Source organism: Streptomyces sp. CRCS-T-1, assembly GCF_024442335.1.
Classification (GTDB): domain Bacteria; phylum Actinomycetota; class Actinomycetes; order Streptomycetales; family Streptomycetaceae; genus Streptomyces; species Streptomyces koelreuteriae.
The window spans coordinates 817,650-839,397 of the sequence record NZ_CP101651.1; the positions used below are offsets into that span (position 1 = coordinate 817,650).

16 protein-coding genes are annotated in these 21,748 nt (G+C 74.2%); 10 read left to right on the plus strand and 6 right to left on the minus strand.

Translation table 11 applies throughout. The features are described from left to right. Positions 1 to 229: 229 nt before the first annotated feature. Entirely contained in the window at positions 230 to 1,975 is a 1,746-nt protein-coding gene (locus NNW99_RS03650) for a LuxR family transcriptional regulator (protein ID WP_215117143.1), read from the minus strand. 95 nt (positions 1,976 to 2,070) lie between these two features. Between NNW99_RS03650 and NNW99_RS03655 the strand changes: the two genes are divergently transcribed. From NNW99_RS03655 to NNW99_RS38970, 6 genes are all read left to right on the plus strand, one after another. Continuing rightward, on the plus strand, positions 2,071 to 3,156 hold the full coding sequence (locus NNW99_RS03655; RefSeq protein WP_215117144.1) for a M12 family metallopeptidase: 1,086 nt from the start codon (positions 2,071 to 2,073) through the stop codon (positions 3,154 to 3,156). 70 nt (positions 3,157 to 3,226) lie between these two features. Further along, positions 3,227 to 3,436: a hypothetical protein gene (locus tag NNW99_RS03660; RefSeq protein ID WP_215117145.1), complete on the plus strand. Its 210-nt coding sequence runs from the start codon at positions 3,227 to 3,229 to the stop codon at positions 3,434 to 3,436. 191 nt (positions 3,437 to 3,627) lie between these two features. After that, positions 3,628 to 4,902 (plus strand): cation:proton antiporter, encoded by a 1,275-nt coding sequence (locus NNW99_RS03665; RefSeq protein ID WP_215117146.1) that lies wholly within the window; start codon positions 3,628 to 3,630, stop codon positions 4,900 to 4,902. A 55-nt stretch (positions 4,903 to 4,957) separates the two neighbouring features. After that, the gene (locus NNW99_RS03670; RefSeq protein WP_215117147.1) at positions 4,958 to 5,848 is read left to right on the plus strand and encodes a hypothetical protein; all 891 of its coding nucleotides are present in this window, start codon (positions 4,958 to 4,960) and stop codon (positions 5,846 to 5,848) included. After that, positions 5,845 to 6,942, plus strand: coding sequence for an ATP-binding protein (locus NNW99_RS03675; RefSeq protein ID WP_215117148.1), 1,098 nt, complete (start codon positions 5,845 to 5,847; stop codon positions 6,940 to 6,942). The genes NNW99_RS03670 and NNW99_RS03675 overlap by 4 nt, the downstream gene beginning before the upstream one ends. 51 nt (positions 6,943 to 6,993) lie before the next feature. Further along, entirely contained in the window at positions 6,994 to 9,270 is a 2,277-nt protein-coding gene (locus NNW99_RS38970; protein WP_215117149.1) for an apolipoprotein A1/A4/E family protein, read from the plus strand. Here the strand turns inward: NNW99_RS38970 and NNW99_RS03685 are convergent. The 3 genes from NNW99_RS03685 to fxsA all read right to left on the minus strand — a co-directional run bounded on the left by NNW99_RS03685 (position 9,248) and on the right by fxsA (position 14,206). Next, entirely contained in the window at positions 9,248 to 10,120 is an 873-nt protein-coding gene (locus tag NNW99_RS03685) for a hypothetical protein (protein WP_251057693.1), read from the minus strand. The two genes, NNW99_RS38970 and NNW99_RS03685, sit on opposite strands and share 23 nt — an antisense overlap. 139 nt (positions 10,121 to 10,259) lie before the next feature. Next, positions 10,260 to 13,886, minus strand: a complete 3,627-nt coding sequence (fxsT, locus tag NNW99_RS03690; RefSeq protein ID WP_215117151.1) for an FxSxx-COOH system tetratricopeptide repeat protein — start codon at positions 13,884 to 13,886, stop codon at positions 10,260 to 10,262. A 125-nt stretch (positions 13,887 to 14,011) separates the two neighbouring features. Continuing rightward, a complete protein-coding gene (fxsA, locus tag NNW99_RS03695) occupies positions 14,012 to 14,206 on the minus strand; it encodes an FxSxx-COOH cyclophane-containing RiPP peptide (protein ID WP_215117152.1) in 195 nt (64 codons plus the stop codon). 199 nt (positions 14,207 to 14,405) lie between these two features. Between fxsA and NNW99_RS03700 the strand changes: the two genes are divergently transcribed. Next, positions 14,406 to 15,638, plus strand: a complete 1,233-nt coding sequence (locus tag NNW99_RS03700) for an FxsB family cyclophane-forming radical SAM/SPASM peptide maturase (RefSeq protein ID WP_215117153.1) — start codon at positions 14,406 to 14,408, stop codon at positions 15,636 to 15,638. Further along, a complete protein-coding gene (locus NNW99_RS03705) occupies positions 15,635 to 16,999 on the plus strand; it encodes an HEXXH motif-containing putative peptide modification protein (RefSeq protein WP_215117154.1) in 1,365 nt (454 codons plus the stop codon). The genes NNW99_RS03700 and NNW99_RS03705 overlap by 4 nt, the downstream gene beginning before the upstream one ends. Positions 17,000 to 17,089: 90 nt before the next feature. Here the strand turns inward: NNW99_RS03705 and NNW99_RS39070 are convergent, their stop codons facing one another. Continuing rightward, positions 17,090 to 17,167 carry a 50S ribosomal protein bL37 gene (locus NNW99_RS39070; RefSeq protein WP_370443954.1) on the minus strand — a complete coding sequence of 26 codons (78 nt, stop codon included), beginning with the start codon at positions 17,165 to 17,167 and terminating at the stop codon, positions 17,090 to 17,092. Between the two features lie 256 nt (positions 17,168 to 17,423). Here NNW99_RS39070 and NNW99_RS03710 point away from each other — a divergent pair, with 256 nt between their 5' ends. Together NNW99_RS03710 and dapE are read left to right on the plus strand one after the other, a co-directional pair. Further along, complete coding sequence (locus tag NNW99_RS03710; protein WP_215117155.1) at positions 17,424 to 18,890, plus strand: amino acid permease; 1,467 nt, start codon at positions 17,424 to 17,426, stop codon at positions 18,888 to 18,890. Continuing rightward, the gene (gene dapE, locus NNW99_RS03715; RefSeq protein ID WP_215117156.1) at positions 18,887 to 19,957 is read left to right on the plus strand and encodes a succinyl-diaminopimelate desuccinylase; all 1,071 of its coding nucleotides are present in this window, start codon (positions 18,887 to 18,889) and stop codon (positions 19,955 to 19,957) included. Before NNW99_RS03710 ends, dapE begins: the two co-directional genes overlap by 4 nt. A gap of 17 nt (positions 19,958 to 19,974) precedes the next feature. On the opposite strand, the gene NNW99_RS03720 is transcribed toward dapE, so the two are convergent. Further along, positions 19,975 to 21,579: a CdaR family transcriptional regulator gene (locus tag NNW99_RS03720; protein WP_215117157.1), complete on the minus strand. Its 1,605-nt coding sequence runs from the start codon at positions 21,577 to 21,579 to the stop codon at positions 19,975 to 19,977. Positions 21,580 to 21,748: the final 169 nt, after the last annotated feature.

The window sequence follows — 21,748 nt, forward strand, 5'->3', positions numbered from 1 at the left end:
AGGCTCACGGGCCAAGGCTCACGGGCCAAGGCTCACGGGCCAAGGCTCACGGGCCAAGGCTCACGGGCCAAGGCTCACGGGCCAAGGCTCACGGGCCAGGGCTCACGGGCCAGGGCTCGCGGGCCGGGGCTCGCGGGCCGGGGCTCGCGGGCCGGGGCTCGCGGGCGGGCTGAAGAAGGCGGCCTGACCCGTCCCCTGTGCGGGTCAGGCCGCCGGTCTCGGGTGCGGCTCAGGCGGGCTGGGCCTCCGGTACCTCGGTCAGCCACGGCAGGGCGCCGCGGTCGCTCGCGCCGAGCCGGGCGTAGGCGCTGTAGAGGTGGTTGCCGACGGTGCGGATCGACAAGGTGAGGCGTTCGGCGATCTGCCGGTTGCTCAGGCCCGCCGCCGCGAGGGTGACGATCTGCCGCTGCCGGGCGGTGAGTTCGCCGAGGACCAGCCCGGACAGCGCCGGCGTACGCGCGCCCTGGCAGCGCCGGGCCAGTGCCACGGCCCGGGTGCGGGAGTGCCGGGCGGCACGCGGCTCGCGGTGTGCCCCCACGGCCTGGGCGTGCGCCTCGGCGGCGAACAGGGTGAAGCCGCGCCGCTCCAGCTCCTCGGCGACCTCGTCCAGGGCCGGGCCGTCGGCGCGGGTCAGGGCGTCGGCGTGCCGGGCGAACACACCGGTGAGCCGGTCGATGACCTTCTCGGGGGCGCCGAGCCGGACGGCGTCGTAGGGGTCGGCGAGGTCCGCGAGGACGGTGTCGAGGTCGCCCCGAAGGTCGGCGGCGGGATCTCCCGACTGGGCTGCGGCACGGTCGAGTTCGTCCTGGCACGACATGTCCGAGGGCGTACCGCGCAGCCCCTCCCTCGCCCAGGCCGCCGCTTCCCGCAACTCCCCGCGCAGCCGGGCGAACCGGGCGCGTACGGCGGCGTACCCGCACGGCAGCGTGCCGCCCTCGGCGACCAGCCACTCCCCCACCGGCGTGGGCATGGCCCGTACGTCGTCCCGGTCGATGCGGTGGGCCAGTGCGGCCGACTCGGCGTCGAGGGCGGCGGCGTACTCATCCGGTGTGCGGGACAGCCGGCGCGCCCGCAGCCGGCCGGCCGCCGCCCGGAGCACCGGTCCGTGCAGGGGGTGGGCGAGGCGGACGGTGCCCGCGTCGTCGACATGGATCAGGCCGTCGGACTCCAGGGCTTCCAGGGCCCCGAGGTCCGCGTCGTCCGGGCGCAGCGGCAGGGGTTCGGCGAAGGCGAGACGGTCCAGGGTCTCGCGCTCGCGAGGGCAGGTGCGGCCGAGGACGGGGGCGGTGCGCTCCCGTACGGCCGTGGTCAGCGGCACCGGGCCCCGCCACGCGCGTTCCTCGGTGCCCGGGACGTCGGTGAGCCGCCCGCGCACCGCGCCCAGCAGATCGCGCAGCAGCCGCAGATCGCCCCGGCTCAGGCGGTGCAGCCGGCCGACGGTGAGCGGGTCGAGGGGGCCGGCGCCGGCCGTGAGGAGCTGTGCGGTCTCCTCCTGCGCGGGCGGCTCCAGAGTGAGGCGCGGCAGCAGTTCTCCGGTCCACAGCCGGGAGATCGCGCCGGGCACCGGGGTGCCGTCCGTGGCGACGACCAGCAGCCGGGTGCGGCCGTGCACGGCGAGTTGGTGGACCAGGGCGGCGGAGGCGTCGTCGAGGAGGTGCGCGTCGTCCACGACCAGCGTCCGTACGCCGGACAGGAGCTGGACCGCGCGGTGCAGGGTGACCGTCTCGGGCAGCAGAGGGGCGAACGCGGCGAAGGGGAGGGCGCGGCTCTCGGGCGTACCGGCCGCCCGGGCGCAGTCGGTGCCGCGGACCGCCTCGGTGACGAGGCGGGTCTTGCCGCAGCCCGCCGGGCCCGTCACCACGATGCCGCGGCGTCCGCCGGTCAGGGACCTGCGGACCAGCTCCAGTTCGTCCTCCCGCCCGGCGAAGGGCCAGGGCAGCTCCAGGGGCGTCGCGTCCCGCTCGTAAGTCGTCACACAAGCATGAGCGCGGCTACTCACTTCTGATACAGGGCGACTTGAGTAGCCCCCGACTCAGGCGCCCGGAACGGCCCCCGGGGCAGGCTGTGGCCATGACCGCACGCTACTGCTCGCTGGCTCAGACGCCGGCGCCCGCCCCCGCACCGGGGCCGGCGGCCGAGCGGCTGAGCGCGCTCGCGAGCGGGCGGCGTATGTGGGTCAACGGCACAGTGCTGCACTACTGGTTCTTCGACGGCGACAGCGACGCGTCCGTCATCCCCGTGCCGGGGACGGGGATGACGCGACGGGTGTCGTGGGCCGGCGCCGAGGAGCAGCGGGACGTGGTGCGCTCCTGCTTCCGGGAGTGGCAGGACCTCGGCACCGGGATCTCCTTCGCCGAGGTCGACGACCGCTCGGAGGCCGAACTGCGCATCGGGTTCCAGCTCGGCGACGGCTCCTGGTCGGCCGTGGGCCGCGACGCGCTGCTGGCCGGACGGCACGAGCGCACCATGAACCTCGGCTGGGACCTGACCGCGCCCGGGGAGCGCGGGACGGCCCTGCACCAGATCGGGCACGCGCTCGGCATGCTGCACGAGCACCAGAGCCCGTTCGCCGGTCTCCACTTCGACGACGAGGCGGTGTACGCCGAACTGGCCGGCCCGCCCCACCACTGGAGCCGGGAGAAAACGCACTACAACATTCTGCGCAAGCTCGACCCGGACGAGGCCAACGGTTCCGTCTGGGACCCGCAGTCGATCATGGAGTTCCCGTTCTCGTCGGGGCTGGTGCTGGAGCCGGAGCAGTACCGCGCGGGTCTGAACCCGCCCGGCACCCTGTCCGCCGCCGACAAGGAGTTCGTGCTCCGCTGGTATCCGCCGGCTCATCCGGCGGGACCGTCCGAACTGGTGCCGTTCCGCTCGGCGCCGCTCGGTCTCGGCCCGGGCGAGCAGGCCGACTTCGTCATCGACCCGCCGGAGACCCGCACCTACACGCTGGGCACCTTCGGCGACGGCGACACCGTCGTCGTGGCCTTCGAGGAGCGGGACGGGGAGCCCCGTTACCTCGCCGGGCAGGACGACGGAGGGACGGCGCGCAACGCCACGATCAGCGCCCGGCTCGTCAAGGGCCGCCGCTACCACGTCCGTGTACGCCTGTACTCCGCGTGGGGTTCCGGCGAGACGGCGGTGATGTGCTGGTGACAGCACCGACGCGCCGCGCGGACACCTGAGCCACAGTCCGGCACCGGGGGAGCGGTCGAGGACGTCGCCCATGGGGGTGGGTGACGTCCTCGACCACGCCATGTCCTGGACCACCCGTGCCCGCGACCACCCCGTGTCCCCGCCCACGCCATGTCCTGGTTCACGCCCGGGGCGGGGGCGCACGGCCGACGGACGCGGTGCCGTCGAGGGCCTCGCCGAGGGCGGCGGGGCGGACGCGGGGCGCACCGGCCCCGGCGTCGTGGATCCACCCCAGGGGTGAAGAGCGTTCACCGGCGGCCGACATGGGGCATCGTGCAAGGGAACGGCTGGCAATGGCGTTACGCCGTCCGAGTATTGATGCCTACGCTTGATTGCTCTCGCGGCTGCACGTCCGTACCGGAAGACGCACGAGGTGCCGGCGGCCCGACTACGCTCGCGGCGTAACACCGGGGGATGGGGGGGGGAGAGCGGGTGGAGACGTCCCGACGCGACCGTGACCGGCGGCCGAGGCCGCGGGCGGCGGTTCCGGCCGTCCTGCTGTGGGCGCTGGGCGCGCTGGTCCTGGGCGTTCTGATCGGTCTGGCGGCGGATCCGTCGCGTCTGGTCGGCACCACCGGGTACGTCTTCGCCACCGGACTGCTGCTGGCCGTGGGCTTGTACGGCAGCACGTACGGCATCGATCTCGCCGATCTGCGGCGTGATCTGCGCGGTGTGGTGGCGGCGGTCACGCTGGGAGTCCTCCTCAAGGCGGCGATCGTCTCGGGCGTCATGGTCTGGGCGTCGGGGCACCCGGAGTATCTGATCCTCGGCATCGTCGTCGCGCAGATCGACCCGCTGTCGGTGACCGCCCTCGGCAGGGACGCGCACATGTCGCGGCGCGCCCGGTCGCTGCTCACGGCGTGGGCCTCCTTCGACGACCCGATGACGGTCCTGCTGACGCTGTACGTCGCCGGATACGCCTACACGGCCGCGGGGCACCCGGGCACACCGTCGGTGGTGGGCGGCGGGGCCCGCGGCTACGCCCTCGGACTGGCGTTCAACGCGCTGCTCCTGGCCGGTGCCCTCGCGCTGTGGTGGGCGGGCGGCAGGCTGTGGCCGGCACGGCGGGCCCGTGAGGAGTCCGCGGAGCCCGGCGAACTCGACCGCCCCCGGCGACCGGTGACACCGCTCGGCGCGCTGCTGGTCGTGGCCGTGCTCGTGCTCGCGGCGGCGAACATGCTGATGCTCGCCGTGGCCGTGGCTGGACTGTTCCTGCGCGCGCGGGCCTTCGCCCGTCCGCTCGCGCGGGCGGTCACCAGCGCCTTTCTGCTCGCGACCGCCCTGCTGGGCCTGTTCGCCGCCCAGGGGGTGTCGCTGGGCCCGGGAGTGCTGCTGGGCGTCTCGGCGTTCGGCGCACAGGCGGTGGTGGCCGTGCTGCTGATGCCCCTCTTCGTGCGCGGCCTGTCCCGAAGGGACCGGATCCTGCTGGGGATCGGCCAGCAGAACGGTCTGACGGCCGTGCTGCTCGCCCTCACCCTCGAACGCGACTTCCCGAAGACGGTCGGCATCGTCGCCCCGGCCGTGGTGACCGTCAATCTGCTGCACTACGGGGCGCGCATGGCGTTCGGCTGCTGGTCCCGCCACCGGGCCGGGAAGAACCGGCAACCCACGGGTGAACGGCGGCGTCTCCCCCGGCATCCGGCGGCCGACGAGGGCAGGACGGGCGAGACACCGACGGCGACCGACGGACTGCGGTCCTCCGCGTAGCCGGATGATGCGCGGCGGCCCGGACGGGGCGCGGCCAGGGGAACGGGGAGGCCGGATGGGTGAGCGGAGAGGGAGCCGTGTCAGGCGTCCCCGCAGGAGAGCGCGCTGGCGCCCCGTCCTGCTGCTCGGCACGCTGCCGCTGCTCCCCGCGACCGCCGGACAGGCCGCCGCCGACACGGGCAGGAGCGATGTCCGGCTGGTGTACTGCCTCGCCGACGAGCACCGTGGCGACCTCCGGGACGCGGCGGTGCGGCTCGGTGTGGTGGGGCGTGTTCCGGGTCCGGTCGGCGGTACGGACGCCGTACGGGTGCCCGGCGGCAAGGGTGGCGTGATGTCGCTCGACGACTGGGCCGACAAGCGGCCGGGCGACTTCGCACGGGTCTGCGAGGCGGTCATGGCCGCAGCGGGCGAACCGGCGGGGGCGTCCGCGGACCAGGGCGGCGGTGGGCTGGGCGGGTTCGCCGACGGGGCTCTGCTGCTGGCGACCGGCGCCGTGCTCACCGTGCTCGGGCAGAAGACGGAACGGATCTCGGCGGAGCGGCGCACGCACGGCCGGCAACTCTCGGCGGCCGTGCTGGAATTCCGGAGGATCGCATGGCTGTATCTCGCGGAGTACGAACAGGTGGCCGAGACGGACCACGCCGAGGTGTCACGGGCCCGGGAGGCGCTCAGCGGCCTCCTCGCCCTGGTGCCCGGCCCGGCCCCGCGCCGTGCGGCGGCCCGGCTGCTGGCCGACTCCCTGCCCCTGGCGGACAGACTGCCGCGCAGCCGGGACGGGGAACTCCTGCGACCGAACGACAGAAAGAACGAGGCGGACGCCGTGCGCACCATCCTGGACCGGCAGACCCGGGAGGTGGGCGATCTGCTGCGCCCCGCCCCCGTGTGGTGGCTGCGCGGGCCACGGCACGACGGCCGTCCCACAAGCTCCGGAGGGCAACACGGATGACCAACTCCGACTGGGCGAACCCCTACGGAGTGCGCAAACCGTACGGATCGAACGGCGCGGGCAACGGCGACGGCCGTGACAGCGGCGCGAACGGTTCCGCCACGCTGAGCGCCGACCACCCCCTGGTGCCGTGGAAGCAGCCGGACCACATGCACCAGTGGGTCGACGTCGACCACTCCCGTGACGAACTGGACCGCTTCGAGGAGGACTGGCCCCACCTCGACGAACTCCTCGACTCGAGCTCCGGGCACGGCCGGGTGGTGGTCGTCAGCGGACAGCCCGGCATGGGCAAGACATCGCTCATCCACCGGTGCATCCACGAGGCACGCCGGCGGATATCGGCGGCGGCGCCCGCGGCCGGGAACCCGCTCGTGCTGTTCGCCCCGACCGCGGGCCTCGACAACGACGGCCGCCGGATCAGTGTCGACCCGGACGGCCGGTCGTTCGCGCCGACCCGGCTGATCAACGCCCGCATACGCCGCGAGATCGCCAAGAGGCTGCTGCTGCACGAGTTCCCCGAGCCCCGGGTGCAGGCGATCATCTCGGAGGAGGACCCGTTCCAGGCCTACAGCGAGATGAGCGATCTGCTGATCCAGCACAACGCGCTGCTCTTCGTCGTGATCCCGCACATCCGGTGGAACGACGCCCATCTCCGGGCGGCTTTTCTGCGCACCTGTCTGAGCCCCGCGCACCCCAGGATCGTACTTTTCGTCGAAGTGAGCCACGGCGCCGCGGAGACCCCGAGGGACGTGACCGCCGCCCTCGCCGGATCGGCGGCCGTCACCCATCTCGCGCTGCGCGAGCTGGACTCCGAGGACATCTGGAGGTTCAGCCACAGCGCCCGCGCCGCCGGCGGCGGACCGCACAGCCTGGTCGAACCCGACAGGAGTTCCCTGATGGCAGCACACGACGAATGGAAACCCTCCGACGTGCGCGAACTGCGCAAGGTCTTCCACTCGGCCGCAAACGCCCTGCGCAGCGCGCCGCACCCCTGGGCGATCGACGCCGACGCGCTCAGACCCCACTGGGAGAGCCGGCGGGCGCGCCGCGACGCCCTGCTCCGTGAGCCGATCCTGCCCCGCCCCGGCGGCTGATGCCCACCGCCACCCCGACCGCGCCTCTCCGGACCCGCAAGGAGTGCCATCGTGGCCGCAAACAGCGCAGACACCTGGTACAGCAACCCCTTCCCGCTGGTGCCGGTCGTGCGGCTCGGCCCGTCGGCAGACCTGGGTGAGGCACCGGTCGAGGCCGCCGACTCGGGCAACGCCCATGTCTCCACGCCGTTCCTCGAGGATCTCGAGTACCTGGTGCGCGACTACCTCCGGGACCGGCCCCGAGGCCGCCGGCGCGGCCGGGCGATCGCCGTGGTGGGAGAGTTCGGCCTGGGCAAGAGCCACGCGGCGCGCGAGGTCTGCAACGCGCTCGCCCGCCCGGACGGCCCGGCGATGTGGATCGTCGACGAACCCGTGCAGGACTTCGGCCGCATGTACCGCGACCGGCTGCGCGGCCCGGCGGACACCCCGGAGGGCAAGGCCGCGTTCGAGGAACTCGTCCGGGACTACTACGCGCACGTGACGGCGGCCCGGGTCGGCGAGCGGAGTTCCGATACACGGCCGGGCCGGCCGGACGACATCCCGCTCGGCGACATCGCCCTCGACGACATCGCCACCGGGCTGCGCGACCGCGTCCTGGACCCGGACAAGGTCGTCTCCGCCCTGCGCTACGACCCCGAGGTGATGCACGCCGATCTGCGGGTCACCCTCAGCGAGGTCACGGAGCACAGGAGGTTCGCCACCGCGTTCGCCCTGCTGCAGGACCCCCGGTTCAGTTCGATGGTCTGGGCGTGGCTGACCGGTGACGAGCCCGCCCCGCAGCTGAGGGAACGCGGCATCAAGGACGCCGTCACCGGCATCGACCCGGTCTTCGACGCGCTGGCCGTCCAGGGCTTCCTGCACGGCCGGTTCGACAAGCCGTACGTTCTGCTGATCGACTCGCTGGAGAAGGTGCTGGACTGGCCGGAGGACTCCCGGCGTACGTTCGTCGATGCCTTCGAGCGCCTGGTCAACGTGTATGTGAGCCAGGGGGGCCTGCTGGTGTTCTGCACGTCGCCCAGCGGGCTCAACGCGTTCCGCCCGAGCCTGCACGAGCGGGTGGTGCAGCTGTGGCCGACCCGCTTCACCTCGGAGCTGACGGCGGATCTGGTCGCCGAGTACGTCGGTTCGGGTGCCCGTCCGGACGCCGTCCAGGGAACGGGCTCGATCGAGCGGTGGCCCGCGCCCTTCGGTTCCGAGTCGGTCGCGATCCTCCAGGAACTCACCGGCGGGGTGCCCCGGGAGATCCTCAAGACCTGCCACCGGGCCTGGCAGTTGAGCGGGGACGGCGGCGGCACGGTCCGGGAGGTGACCCCCGCGACCGTACTGCGGGCCGTGCGCGCTCTGCACGGCAACGTCTCCGAGGAACAGGTGCTCTCCACGATCCACGACGCGGTGGCCGTGGGACAGTGGCGCATCGCCTCGGTCGACCCGGTCCCGGCGCGGGGGCCCGCCGCCGACGGGCCGCTGGTGGTGGCGTACTGGCTGGAGCCCTTCCCGAACGCCTACATCGCCATCGTGGTCACCTCGTCGGTGCTGGTCGCGGACGACCAGGAGCGCATCACCGCGCGCGTCCGGGCGCTGCGCGGCACACTCCATCCGGCCCGGGCCGAGGTGCTGCTGGTGGTCAACGGCCATGTGTCGCGGACCATGCGGGACCGGCTGGCGCGCTCGCTCGGATCGCAGCCCCTGCTGTACCGCCCGGGTGACTTCGAGCAGGCCGTGAACGAGGCCTTGGACCGGCTGCGCGCCCGGCTCACGGAACTCCGCAAGGAGGCCGATCTCGCGGAGCTGACCAGCGAGTTGCGCGGCGCGCTCGGCGAGCACAGTTCCCAACTGGGCTTGCTGCGCCGGACGGTGAGCGATCTGGCCCGGCGTGATCTGGTCGCGGCGGCGCCCGGCCCGGCGCGCACGGCGCTGCCGGACCCGGTCGAGGGCCGGTTCGAGGAGGTGTTCTCCCTCCTCGACGCGGCCGTGGAACGGCTGGCCGGCGGTTCGTCCGGGGCCGGTCCGGACGGGAGCCCGTCCCTGCGGGCGGGTCGGGCCGATCTGGCGGCGCTGGGCTGCGCCACCTTGGTCCGGCAGCTCACGGAGAGGTTCCGCGCGGGCGCCGACGCCTGGTTCCGCGCCGCCTCGTCCGGAGTGCGGTCCGAGGAGCAGTGGGCGGGGCTGCGCCGGGTCTGCCGGGAGTACGAGACGGCGGTCGAGGTGCTGCCCGTGCAGTCCCTCGGCGTTTCCGGCCCGGTCCATCGGCCGACCGCGGCGCGCGCGGTGGAGGCGCTCGCCGACGAGGTCTGGGGCGGGCTGGTCAGCGCGGTGCGGGCTCCGTGATCTCGCGCAGGACGTCCGCCAGTCGATGGAGCCGGCTCTCCGCGTGGGCGACCTGCCGCTGGTCCAGCGTCACCCCGAGGACGTAGTCCCGCGGCGACAGCCAGATCACGTACACGGCGCCCTCCTGGACGTCCAGGACGAGGCGGTCGGCGGGCGGCTGCACCACCAGCCGCAGCGCGTCGGTGAGCCGGGCGAGATGGCCGCGCAGGCTCTGGGCGAGGTCGCGGTACCCGGTGCGGCGTGAGCGCACGCTGGTCTCCAGGAAGCGCGGGCCGAGTTCGGCGTTCTCGAAGACGTCGCCCGCGCAGACGAGTTTCCAGTCCTGGTAGAAGGCGGCGTAGTGCAGGTCGAGGGTGTTGACGTGGCCGCCCCACAGGGCCCGCAGCCGCATCTCGGTCAGGTTCTCGTAGGCGGCGGCCGCCGTCCCGAAGTCGATGCGCAGTTTCCCCTTGTGTTCCGGCAGGGGGTCCGGGGGGTCCGTCAGGCCGCCGGGCAGTTCGTCGGGCAGATGGTGCACCTGGGTGCGGATGGTGGAGACGAGGGTGTTCATGGCCTCATCGGCGGCGGGCATCCCGCCGGGCGTGTCGGTGAGCGCTGCCAGGTACTCCCCCGGTTTGACGCGACCGCCCCACAGTCCGCCGCGCGCGCCTGCGACCACGACGCGCATCAGCTCGCCGGTGCCCAGGGGCCGCATCAGCGCGCCCAGGTCCTGGGTGCACAGCAGGAGCCGACTGCCGGGCAAAGCCTCGTTGGCGATGTCCTCGCCGGCGACGGTGACCAGGCCGGCCAGCGGGGCGCAGTCGGTTCTGCGGACGAGGAAGTCGATGATTCCGTTGCTGTAGTGGGCCACCGACCGCAGAGCGGGAACGCCGACGAAGGCCCCTTGGCACAGCTCTGTTATTCGGCCGTGGCCCTCCGGGAACCAGTGGGACTCGGTGAAGAGCTCGGTCTCCGGGTGCGGGGCTGCTGCCACGTACGCTCACCTTTCCCTAGATTCCGGGCAGTTCCAGATCGATGTCGAAGTCCCTGGCGGGTGCCGTGCGGGCGGTGGCGCGGGAGGTGAGCCAGGCCAAGTGCGCGCTCACCCTTCGGCCATCGGGGCGATGCCCCATGTCCAGGTCCCGCAAACGGCGCAGGGCGCCCTCGGCGAGTCCGGCCGCCTCGGACGGGCGCCCGGCCGCGGCCAGGGTGGCGGCGAGGGAGTTCTCCGCGGCGGAAACCCAGGGGTGGCTGTCGCCGAGCCGGTCCTCCAGGAGGTGCAGAGCGGCCCTGCCGGTGGTCTCGGACTCGTCGACGGCGCCGGTGGCCCGTAGATACACGGCGTGCCGGACCCCGGCCAGTCCGGCGTAGGGGTGCCAGGCGCCGAGGGTGTTCTCCAGGGCGTGGCCGCACTGGCGGGCCTCGTGTTCGGCCTCGTCGTGCTTGCCGAGCGCGTGCAGGTCGGCGGCCAGGCTGAAGCGGCAGCGCAGGGTGTCCAGGTGGTCGGCGCCGAACCGGCCGGTGGCTTCGGCGAGCACCCGCCGGTCGCGCTCCAGGGCCTTCTCGTAGCCGTAGACCCGCTCGTGCGGGCGGGCGGAGTTGTAGGTGATGCGGCGTTCGCTGACGGCCAGGCCGAGTTCGATGCTCAGCCGGGTGCCGGTCGCGATGTCGCCGTGCCGGTGGAGCCATTGCCGCAGCAGGTCCTGGGACTCCGCGTCGCGGCCCAGTGTGCGGTAGACCCAGGCGAGCAGGTCGGCGGAGCGCCAGACGGCCGGGTCGTCCTCGCCGCCGATGGCCTGGCGGTAGCGGAACCGGGCGAGGAGCCGGGCCAGCGAGTCGGGGGCCCGGCCGCTCAGCGCCTCCGTGAACGCGAGGTTGTGCTCGGCCTGCACGGTCGCGCGGTGCCGCGGTCCGAGCAGCAGCGTGAGGCCCTCCAGCACCGGCCGGGCCTGGAAGAGCGCGTCGGAGAACCGGCCGAGGGAGCGCAGCACGGCGCCGTAGGAGTCGGCCGACAGCAGTGTCCTCGGGTGCAGGGGGCCGAGCAGTCTGCGGTGGCCGCGCAGGGCCTGTTCGGAGAGCTGGCGGGCCTGTTCGTAGGCACCGTCGAGGCGGTGGGCGCGGGCGGTGAGGTTGAGCAGGCGCAGATATTCGGGTGACGGGTCGTCGCCCTGCGGGCTCCAGGCCTCCCGCGCGCGCTCGGAGATGTCGAGCAGCCGGGCCAGGTCGGCGGTCTCCCCGCGCTGGCTCAGGGCGTTGAGATGGCGCAGCATGGACCGCCGGACGCGGGGGCGGTCGTCCTCCCACAGGCGCAGCGAGTACACCTCGCGTGCCCAGTCGGCGGACAGGCCGCGGTTCTCGTCCGGGGTGAACTCGGCGAGGGTGCCGCGCAGCACCTGCTCGATGCGGGCGCGCTCGGCCGGTTCCATGTCGTCGCGGACGGCGTCCCGTACGGCGTGGTGCTGTCCGAGGGGCTGGTCGGGCCGGTCGAAGTCGACCTCCAGCAGGCCGACCCGGGACAGTGCCCACAGGGCGACGCTCACCATGTGCTCGTCGGGCAGCCGGGCGTCGGCCGGCGTGCGGTGCGCGCCAGGGTCCGGGGCCGTCGCGTCGTCGCGGGCCAGTTCGGCGAGGATGTGTCGCGACCTGAGCAGTTCGAGCCCCATGCCCCGGCCGGTGAGCAGCGAGGCCGCGTTCAGCAGCCAGCCGAGGGCGTCGCTGGTGCGGCTCTCGGCGCGCCAGGCGGCGGCGCCCGGGGTGTGCAGCACGGTCTGCCGGGCGACGCGCACCATGACCGTCACGGGCGGGGCCGCGCCGTCCCGTTCGAGGAGGGCGGCCTGGGCCGTGCGGTACTCGGCGAGGAGGTGGGCGACGGCGGCGCGGGCCGCGGTCCGGTCGCCCATGCTGTCGTCGCGCCGGTGAGCCGCGGCGCGCTCGGCGAGGCAGAGGGCGGCGATACGCACGGCGAGCGGGACGAAGCCGAGGACCTGCCCGACCCGCTGGGCCTGCTCCTCGTCGATCTCCGCGAGGCTTTCGCCGAGGACGGCCCGGCATTCGGCCGGCGACATGGACGGCAGCGCGAAGGCCGCCATGTCCCCCGCGGCGGGGGCGGTGCGGCTGGTGATGAGGACGTGCCCGCGGGTGTGGGGCGTGGGCAGCAGCTCCCGCAGTCCGTCGGGGGACTCGGCCCCGTCGTAGACGAGCAGCCAGCTCTGTGTGTCGGCGCGGGCGAGGTGGTCGAGGAGCGCCGGGGAGGCGCCGTCCCCGGTGGTGACCAGGTCCAGCCGGCCGGCGAGCCGGTTCAGTCCGCGGCGGGCGCGGGGGATCTCCCAGGAGCGCACCCACCACACCACGTCGTAGGCGGAGCCGAAGCGGTGGCACAGCTCCCGTACGGTCTCGCTCTTGCCCCAGCCGCTCGCGCCGTGCACGACCAGCGGGGTGTGGTCCCGGCCGGCGGTGTGCAGTTCCTCCAGGAGGTTCCCGAGGACGTCGTCCCTGCCGACGAAGCCGCTGTAGCGGGGGGCCACGTTGGTGACGGCGGGCAGTCGCGGGAAGCGCGCGCCGGGCGGGCCGTCCGCCGGGGGCGGGGCGCCGAGACCGAGGCCGGCGTACAGCCGCCGCACGGCCTCGTCCTCGTCGGTTCCGCGCAGGTCGATGCGCTCGTGGTGGGCGGCGCCCGCGTCCGGGAAGGGCTCGTCGGCGAGGACGATCCGCACGTCGGGGTGGGACAGCGCGGCGAGCTGGGCCAGTGCCGCGTGGTCCATGTCCGCCGGGGAGAGGAACAGCAGCGCCGTGCCGGGGGCCGGACGGTCGCCGGAGTAGGCGTCCTGGGCGCGCAGTTCGGTGCGGATGCCGCCGCGCCGGAACTGGTCCTCCAGCCAGGCCGCCCAGGGGGCGTGGCGCTGGGAGTGGACGAGGGTGACCCGGCCGAGCGGCACCGGCCGCCGGTTGCGGAGCCAGTCGGCGAGCCGTTCGTAGTAGGGGCGCAGCCCGGTCACGGAGCCCTCGGGCTCGCTCTCGACGGCGAGTTGCCGGGTGTCCAGGTAGAGCGGGTGGTACGGGATCTCCAGGAAGGCGACCTCGGAGGTGCGGGAGCCGCGCGAGAGGGGGCCGAACTTGCCACGGACGCGTTCGCGGGCGCCGCGCAGCCGGTCGTGCGACTCGACGTTGCTCTTCAGGCCGAGGGCCATCAGCCGTACGGGCCGGTCGGCGCGGCCGCCGCTGAGCTGCTCGGCGAGGGCGGCGGCGCCGTCGATGGACCAGGCGGTCATGGCGAAGCAGAGGACCAGCGAGTCGGCCAGGGAGCCGAGCCTGCCCTCGGGCGGCGCGCCGGGCGAGTCGGGCAGCGGGGCCTCGACGAGGACGTGGTCGTGGCGCAGGGCCTCGGGGTCCGAGGCGAGGGCGAGGAGGGACGCCGCGTCCGGGCGGGCGACGGAGGCGATCCGGCCGGGCACCGGCTCGGGCACGGGCGCTCCCGCCGGGGCGCCGGTGGCCCTGCCGTCCACGATGAGCACGCTGCGATTGCCCGCCGCCAGCAGGTCGGCGACGTTGCGTACGGTCGTGCTGACGCCGAGGTTCTCCGCGGTGGAGCAGAAGAGGGCGAACCGTCCCGAGCGGTCGGCTGCGTGGGTGTCGGGCATGGCCACTCCGCTTCGGACGGCAGGTGCTGGACGGTGGTGCACGACAGTCAGGGACGGTCATTATAGGGCGGGTTGCCCCTGATCAGGTGGTTTCGCGCGACGGCGGCGTCGCCACGCGGCGCCGGTCACTGGCTCTCGCTGAACCCGGTGACGAAGGGATCTCCCGCCGTGCGCCCGGTGCGCAGCCGGCGCAGGGTCTCCCCGAGCACGGAGGGCGGCAGTGCGGCGAGGTCGTCCAGCGGCACGTCGGTGAGGTCCAGCACGACGGACTCCAGGGTGTCCTCGCCCCGCTCGGCGCCCGCTTCCTCGAGCTCTGCCATGGCTCATCCTCCGCGGCTCGTGTCCAGTGTTGACGTCCCCACGGGGTGGCTCGCGAAACCGGCTACTTTCGGGCGGGGGCCGCGGGGACGACGGAATTGCGATGTTGACGGTCTGTCACCGGCACCGAATACTGGGCCAAATGGCGTGGCCGGCCAGGTGAACACCCGGGCCGGCTGGCATGCGAACCGGGGGGTACGTATGAATCGACTGCGCCATGCGGAGCCGCCGTGGCCGGTCGCGGACGACGTCGTGGCGAGGGAAGCCGCCGGATGGGTGCCCGCCCCGTTCCACTCCTTCGTACTGAAGATGCACAGCCGCTGCGACCTCGCCTGCCGCTACTGCTACATGTACCGCTCGCACGACACGAGTTGGCGCGAGCAGCCGCGGGTCATGGCGCCGGACGTCCTCGACCGTACGGCCGAGCGCATCGCCGGGCATCTGGCGGCGCACCGCGTGCGCGAGGCCGGGGTGGTGCTGCACGGGGGCGAGCCCCTGCTCGCCGGGGAGGCCGCGCTCGGCCGCGCCGCCTCGGTCCTGCGTTCCGCCGTCGGCCCCGGGGTGCGGCTGCACCTCGCGCTGCAGACCAACGGCGTACGGCTGACCGAGCGCTGGCTCGACCTGTGCGCGGCGCACGGCATCCGGGTCTCGGTCAGTCTGGACGGCGACCGCGCGGCTCATGACCGGCACCGGCGCGGCGCCGACGGGCGCGGCAGCCACGCCCGGGTCGCCGCCGCCCTGCACCGGCTGGCCGACGGGCCGCACCGCGAGCTGTTCGCGGGCCTGTTGTGCACCATCGACCTGCGCAACGATCCGGTGCGCTGCTACGAGCATCTGCTGACGTACCGGCCGCCCGCGGTGGACTTCCTGCTGCCGCAGGGCAACTGGCACACTCCCCCGCCGGGACTGCGGCCCGGCCTGCCCGGCACGCCGTACGCGGACTGGCTGTGGCGGGTGTTCGAACGGTGGTACGGGGCCAGTCGGCGGGAGACCCGGGTGCGGCTGCTCGAGGACATGATGGCGCTGCTGCTGGGCGGCGCCCCGGAGACGGAGGCGCTGGGGCTGGCCCCGGTGCGGTACGCCGTGGTGGAGACGGACGGCTCCCTCGCCCAGGACGACACGCTGCGCACCGCCTATCACGGCGCCGCGCGGACGGGCCTGCACGTGGGGCGGGACTCCTTCGACGCGCTGCTGCGCCATCCGGGTGTGGCGGCCCGCCAGTGGGGCGCCGACGGACTGTCCGCGCAGTGCCGCGACTGCCGGCTGCTGCGGGTGTGCGGGGGCGGCCACTACGCCAACCGCTACCGGCCGGCCACCGGGTTCGCCAACCCCAGTGTCTACTGCGCCGATCTGACCGCCCTGATCGACCGGGTCAGGGAGCGGCTGGCCGGAGACCTGGACCGGCTGCGCGGCACCCCGGCGGAAGCCGCATGAGGCCCGTGCCGCTCCGTATGCCCGGCAGGCTCTTCACCGCGATCGCGACGGGCGGCGGCGGGGCCGAGGCCCTGGAGCTGCTCGCCCGCGCCGAGTACAGCCGCCGTCTGGCCTGCGCCCACGCGGTCGCCGAGGCCGCCCGTGACATCGGCGGCGGTGTGGCCGAGACGGCCGGGCAGGCCTGGGAGCTCTTGGCCGCCGCCCACCGGGCCGATCCCCGGGCGGTGTCGGCGGTGCTGACGCACCCGTCGGCGGGTACCGCCCTGATCGGACTGCTGGCCCGGCTGGACCGCGTCGTCGAGGGCGAGGCCGGTGCGGCCGGTGAGCTGCCGGTCCAGCGCTTCAGCGCCCTCGCCGCGGCCGCGGCGGTCCGCGCGCGTGTGCCCGCCCGGGTGCGGTGGCGTCTGACCGCGGACCTCGTCTTCCTGCCCTCGCTCGGTGGTGCGGACTTCCCCGGTGCCCGCCCGGGTGACATGGCCGAGGTGGTGGTCGGTGCCGACGGTGCGGCGCGCGTCGGGGTGGCGGGGCGGAGTTCGGTGCCCGGCCCGGTCGAGGTGCCACCGGAGCCGTTCGCGCCCGCCGGACGATGGCGGGCGGCGCACCGGATCCTGGTGCCCGACACCGGAGCACCGCTGCTCCTGGACGACATCGACCCCTTGCGCTTCCCGGGCGTCCCGGAGCGGCCCCTGGGCCTGACGACCGACGATCTGCGCTGGTGGGAGGCCACGACCAGGGAGGCCTGCGACACACTCCGGTCCCACCACCCGGTGACCTACGCCGAACTCGCCGCCGGCCCCCGCACCCTGGTCCCCCTCGACAGCACGGGCAGCTTCAGCGGCAGCAGCGCGGAGGCGTTCGGCTCCATGGCGCTGTCCCGGCCGCGCACCGGGCGGGGTCTCGCCCTGTCCATGGCCCACGAGTTGCAGCACAGCAAGTTCGCCGCCCTCCTGCACCTGTTCGACCTGTTCGAGTCCGGCGGCGAGGAGCGCTACTACGCGCCGTGGCGCCCCGACCCGCGGCCCCTGCTCGGGCTCTTCCACGGGGCGTACGCGCATCTGGGCGTGACGGACTTCTGGAACCGCCGCCGGGCCGTGGAGCGGGGTCCGGAGGAACTCGCCCGGGCCGAGGCCCAGTTCGTCCGCTGGCGTACGGGCGCCCGGGAGGCCACGGAGGTGCTGCTGACCTCCGGCCGCCTCACGCCCCTGGGACAGCGCTTCGCCCGGACGATGCTGGACACCCTCGACGGTCTGTGCCGCCTCCCGGTCCCGGCCGAGGCCCGGCGCCGGGGGCAGGCCCTGGCGGCGGAGCACCGGACGGAGTGGGTGCGCAGAAACGGAGTGCCTCAGGCGCTGCTGATCTGAGCGAACCTGCTCGCACGGTGCCCGCGAACGCAATCGGGTGGGTGGCATGTGCCACCCACCCGATTGCGTCGGCGTGCCCGCAGGACCGCGTCAGGACTGCGGACGGCTGCCGTGGTTCGCGCCGTTCTTGCGGCGGGCCTTCTTCTTGCGACGTCGCTTCGAGGACATCGAGCCTCCTCTTTCTTGCCTTTTGGTCACTGTCCACCGGATTGTCGCATCCGGTGATCACAGAGCGCCTTTCCAGCCGCCGCCACGGCAAACACACCCGATGTGCGCGCACAGGGGTGGCCTATGTCACTGGGGCGAGGCATTGGCCGGAAGGCCAAAGCGGCACCCGCCGTCTTGGCCGACGCGCACACCCCTCCCCACGCCCCCGCTACGCATCATCAAGGGCCACAACGGGAGTCGTGAGAGGAGTGAACGCGTGGACAGTGTGCGAACCGGGCCGCGGAGATCCGTGGGCGAGGCCGGTGTCCGCGGCAGGCTGACGCGGCGGCGGGACGTCGCCGATCTGGTGGCCGAGGCCGACGGCGGTCAGCTCCGCCGGACCATGGGGCTCACCCAGCTCACGCTGCTCAGCGTGGGAGCCACCCTGGGCACCGGGATCTTCGTGGTGCTCGGCCAGGCGGTGCCCGAGGCGGGCCCGGCCGTGGTGTTCTCCTTCGTGCTCGCCGGGCTCACCGCGCTGTTCTCCGCCCTGTCCTACGCCGAGCTGGCCGGCATGATCCCCGGTGCCGGGTCCTCGTACAGCTACACCTACGCCACGCTCGGCGAGCTGGTCGCCTGGGTCTGCGGCTGGTGTCTGGTGCTGGAGTACGGCGTCTCGGTGGCCGCCGTCGCGGTCGGCTGGGGCCAGTACGTGAACGAGCTGCTGGAGCTCACCGTCGGGTGGACGCTGCCCGCGTCGCTGGCCGCCCCGCCCGGCGCGGGCGGCGTGCTGAACGTCCCGGCCGCCGCGATCGTCGTGCTCTCCATGGTGGTGCTGCTGCGCGGTTCCCGGGAGAGCGCTGTGGTGAACGCGGTCATGGTGGCGGTGAAGGTGGCGGCCCTCGTGCTGTTCTGCGCCGTCGCGTTCACCGCGTTCCGCGCCGGCAACTTCCGGCCGCTGTTCCCGCTCGGCATGGCCGGGGTGAGCGCGGGCGCCGCCTCGCTGTTCTTCTCGTACATCGGCTTCGACGCCGCCTCGACCGCCGGTGAGGAGGCGAAGAACCCGCAGCGCGATCTGCCGCGCGCCATCCTGCTCTCCCTCGGGCTGATCACCGCGCTGTACTGCGCGGTGGCGATCGCCGCGGTCGGCGCGATGCCGTGGCAGCGGTTCGCGGGCACCGAGGCCACCCTCAGCGAGGTGCTGGTCCACGCGGTCGGCGGTGGCACCCTCTGGCCCGTCCTGCTGTCCGTCGGGGCGGTCGTCGCCACCACGAGCGTCGTGCTCGCCGTGCAGTACGGGCAGACCCGCATCCTGTTCTCGATGGCGCGCGACGGGCTCGTCCCACCGCTGTTCGCCAAGGTCCACGCCCGGTCCGGCGTGCCCCGCGCCAACATCGTCATCGTCTCCGCGTTCGTCATGGTGCTCGCCGCCCTGGTACCGCTGGGCGCGCTCGCCGACGCCACCAGCATCGGCACCCTGTTCGCCTTCGCGCTGGTCAACGCAGCCGTCCTGATCCTGCGCCGGCGCAGCCCCGGCGCGCCGCGCAGTTTCCGGGTGCCGCTCGCGCCCCTGACCTGCGCGCTGGGCACGCTGTGCTGCGGCTATGTGATGTGGGGACTCGGCGCGGACACCTGGACCGCGTTCGGCCTGTGGATGGCCGTCGGACTGGCCGTCTACCTGCTCTACGGCATCCGGCACTCCCGGCTCGGCCGGCCCGCACCCGAGAAGGAGAGCACGGAATGATCCCGCTCGACCCGGCCACGAACCCGGTGGACCTGGTGGATCTCACGAGAGCCCTGGTGGACGTCCCTTCCGAGAGCGGCGAGGAGGCCGGCCTCGCCGACGCCGTGGAGTCCGCGCTGCGCACGCACCCCCACCTCACCGTCGTACGCCTCGGCAACTCCGTCGTGGCCCGCACCGATGCGGGCCGTGCCGAGCGCGTGATCATCGCCGGCCATCTGGACACCGTCCCGGCCGCCGGGAACCTGCCCTCCCGGCTGGAGGGCGAGCGGCTGTACGGGCTCGGGGCGTGCGACATGAAGGGCGGCGTCGCCGTCGCCCTGCGGCTCGCGTCCGGCCTCGCCGCGCCGGTGCGTGACGTGACGTACGTCTTCTACGAGTGCGAAGAGGTCGCCGGTGACCGCAACGGCCTGCAGCGCGTCGCCGCCGACCGCCCCGATCTGCTCGAAGCGGACCTCGCCATCCTCATGGAACCGTCCGACGCGGGCGTCGAGGCGGGCTGCCAGGGCGTCCTGAACGCGGACGTCACGGTGCGCGGCGAGCGCGCCCACACCGCCCGCTCCTGGAGGGGCGTCAACGCCGCGCACCGAGCGGCCGCCGTGCTCCGGCGCCTGGACGACCACAGCGCCGAGCGGATCGTCATCGACGGACTGGAGTACCGCGAGGGGCTGAACGCGGTCGCCGTCCGCGCGGGCATCGCCGACAACGTCGTCCCCGACACCTGCGTGATCAGCGTCAACCTGCGTTTCGCGCCGAGCCGTTCGCCCGAGCAGGCCGAGGCGTATCTGCGCGCGCTGTTCCCCGAGTACGAGGTGGAGGTCACCGAGGTGGTGCCGGGGGCCCTGCCCGGGCTCGGCCAGGGGCCGGTGGCCTCGCTGGTCGAGGCGCTGGGCTCGGTTCCCCGCCCCAAGCTGGGCTGGACGGACGTGGCCCGCTTCACCGCGCTCGGCACGCCCGCGCTCAACTACGGCCCCGGCGACCCGACGCTGGCGCACACCGCCGGGGAGTACGTGACCGTCGGGCAACTGCGGGAGTGCGAGCGGCGGCTCACCGCCTGGCTGAGCGGCTGACCACCCCTGCCCGGGTGTCAGACCGGGCCGGTGCCGCGCAGACCCCCGAGTGTGCGCAACTGCAGCCACAGCACCAGCCGCTCGTCCGGGTCGTCCAGATCGACACCGAGGTGCTGCTGCGCCTGACGGAGGCGGTACCGGCAGGTGTTGGGGTGGACGGCGAGCAGCCCGGCCGCCCGCGCGACGTCGCCCCCGGCGTCCAGCCAGCACACCAGGGTCCTGGCGTAGTCGGTGCCGTGCCCGGTGTCGTACGCCAGGACGTCCCGCCAGGCCCCGGCCGTCAACGCCCGCTGCCCGTCCATGAGTTCCCGCAGCCGCAGCAGGGTGACCCGGGCCCGTACCTCCGTCACGACGGCGACGTCCTCCCCCGGGCCGAGCACCCGCAGCACCAGGTCGGCGTCGTCCCGTGAGCCGCGTACCGCCGCCGGCTCCGCCACCGCCTCGCCCAGCCCGGCCCGCACCCGCGTCCGCAGCGCCTGGGCCGCGCGCCGCACGATGTCCTCGGCCAGGCGCCGGTGCCGCTCCTCGCGCCCGGCCGAGCCGCTCGGCTCCGCACCGGTCACCGGCAGCAGCGCGTACACCCGCCCGTCGGCCAGCGCGCATGTGTGCCGCCCGTAGCGCGCCTCGCAGTGCAGCCGTACGAGGTCGAGCAGCCGCAGCGCGGTCTGTTCCTCGTCGGGCGTGGACCCGGCGCCGTCGAGGGCGAAGGAAACGACCCGGACCGGGGTTCCCTCGGCGAGGCCGAGGCGGTGCGCGGCGCCCGCCGGATCGGCGCTGCCGTCGAGGAGACGGCGCAGCAGGTCGCTCGTGAGCTGCCGGGACAGCTCCTCGCCGGCCCGCGCCCGCAGCAGGAGCAGGGCGGCCGTGGACGCGCCCCGGGCGAGCGCCTCCTCGGCGTCGGGGCCGAGCTGTCCGTCGTCGACGACCCACACCGACCCCAGCGTCTCGCCGCCCGCCCGGATCGCCACGGCGAGCCGCGGCAGCTCCTCGCCGTCCAGCGCGGCGAGGCGTACGGGACCGGGGGCGGCGAACAGGACGCGGTACTGCTCGCTGTTCTCGGGGCTGCTGGGCACCTGACGGCCCAGAATGCCCTGTCGCCGGGCCTCGTCGACGGCCTGCCGGGGCAGGGTGGAGTACGCCAGGATCCGCTGCCGGGCGTCCTCGATGACGGTCGCGCCGCCCACCGCCGCGGCCACCGCGTTGGCCAGCGAGAACAGGTCCCCGAACGCCGCTTCGCTGTCCCCGGGTCCCGGCCGGGACCCGATCGCCGAGGCCAGCAGCAGATGGACGTGATGCCAGGCGGCGTCCTCGTCGACGGCGAGCAGTGTGAGGCCGTGGGCCTTCGCCGCGGCCACCGTCTCGGGCTGCGAGGCCCCGCCCCGTACGACGAGTCCGGCCACCCCGGCCGCGGCGGCGTCGCGCGCCAGCGGCTCGATCCCGCCCGGCGGCAGCCCGACGGTCAGCACCAGGGCACCGGGCGCGCCGCGCGGGAAGGGATCCCCTTGGCCGTGGAGCAGGATCTCGGAGACGGGGCTGGCGAGGCCGTCCGCCGGGGCGGTGAGCACCCGGAGCAGGGGCTCGCCGAGGGTGCCGATCAGTTCCTCGAGGGTGCGGGCGTCCATGGGTGGTCGGGCTCCTGGGGCGGTGGTGTGCAGACGGTGGTGTTCGCAGGGGTCTGCGGGTTTCTATCGGGCGGTGATCCCGGCCGGCCTTGGCCGATCGCAACAGAGGCGGATGCCTTCATTGTGCCTGCCGACAACGGCCGCCCGGGCTCCGGCGACGCAGACTCAC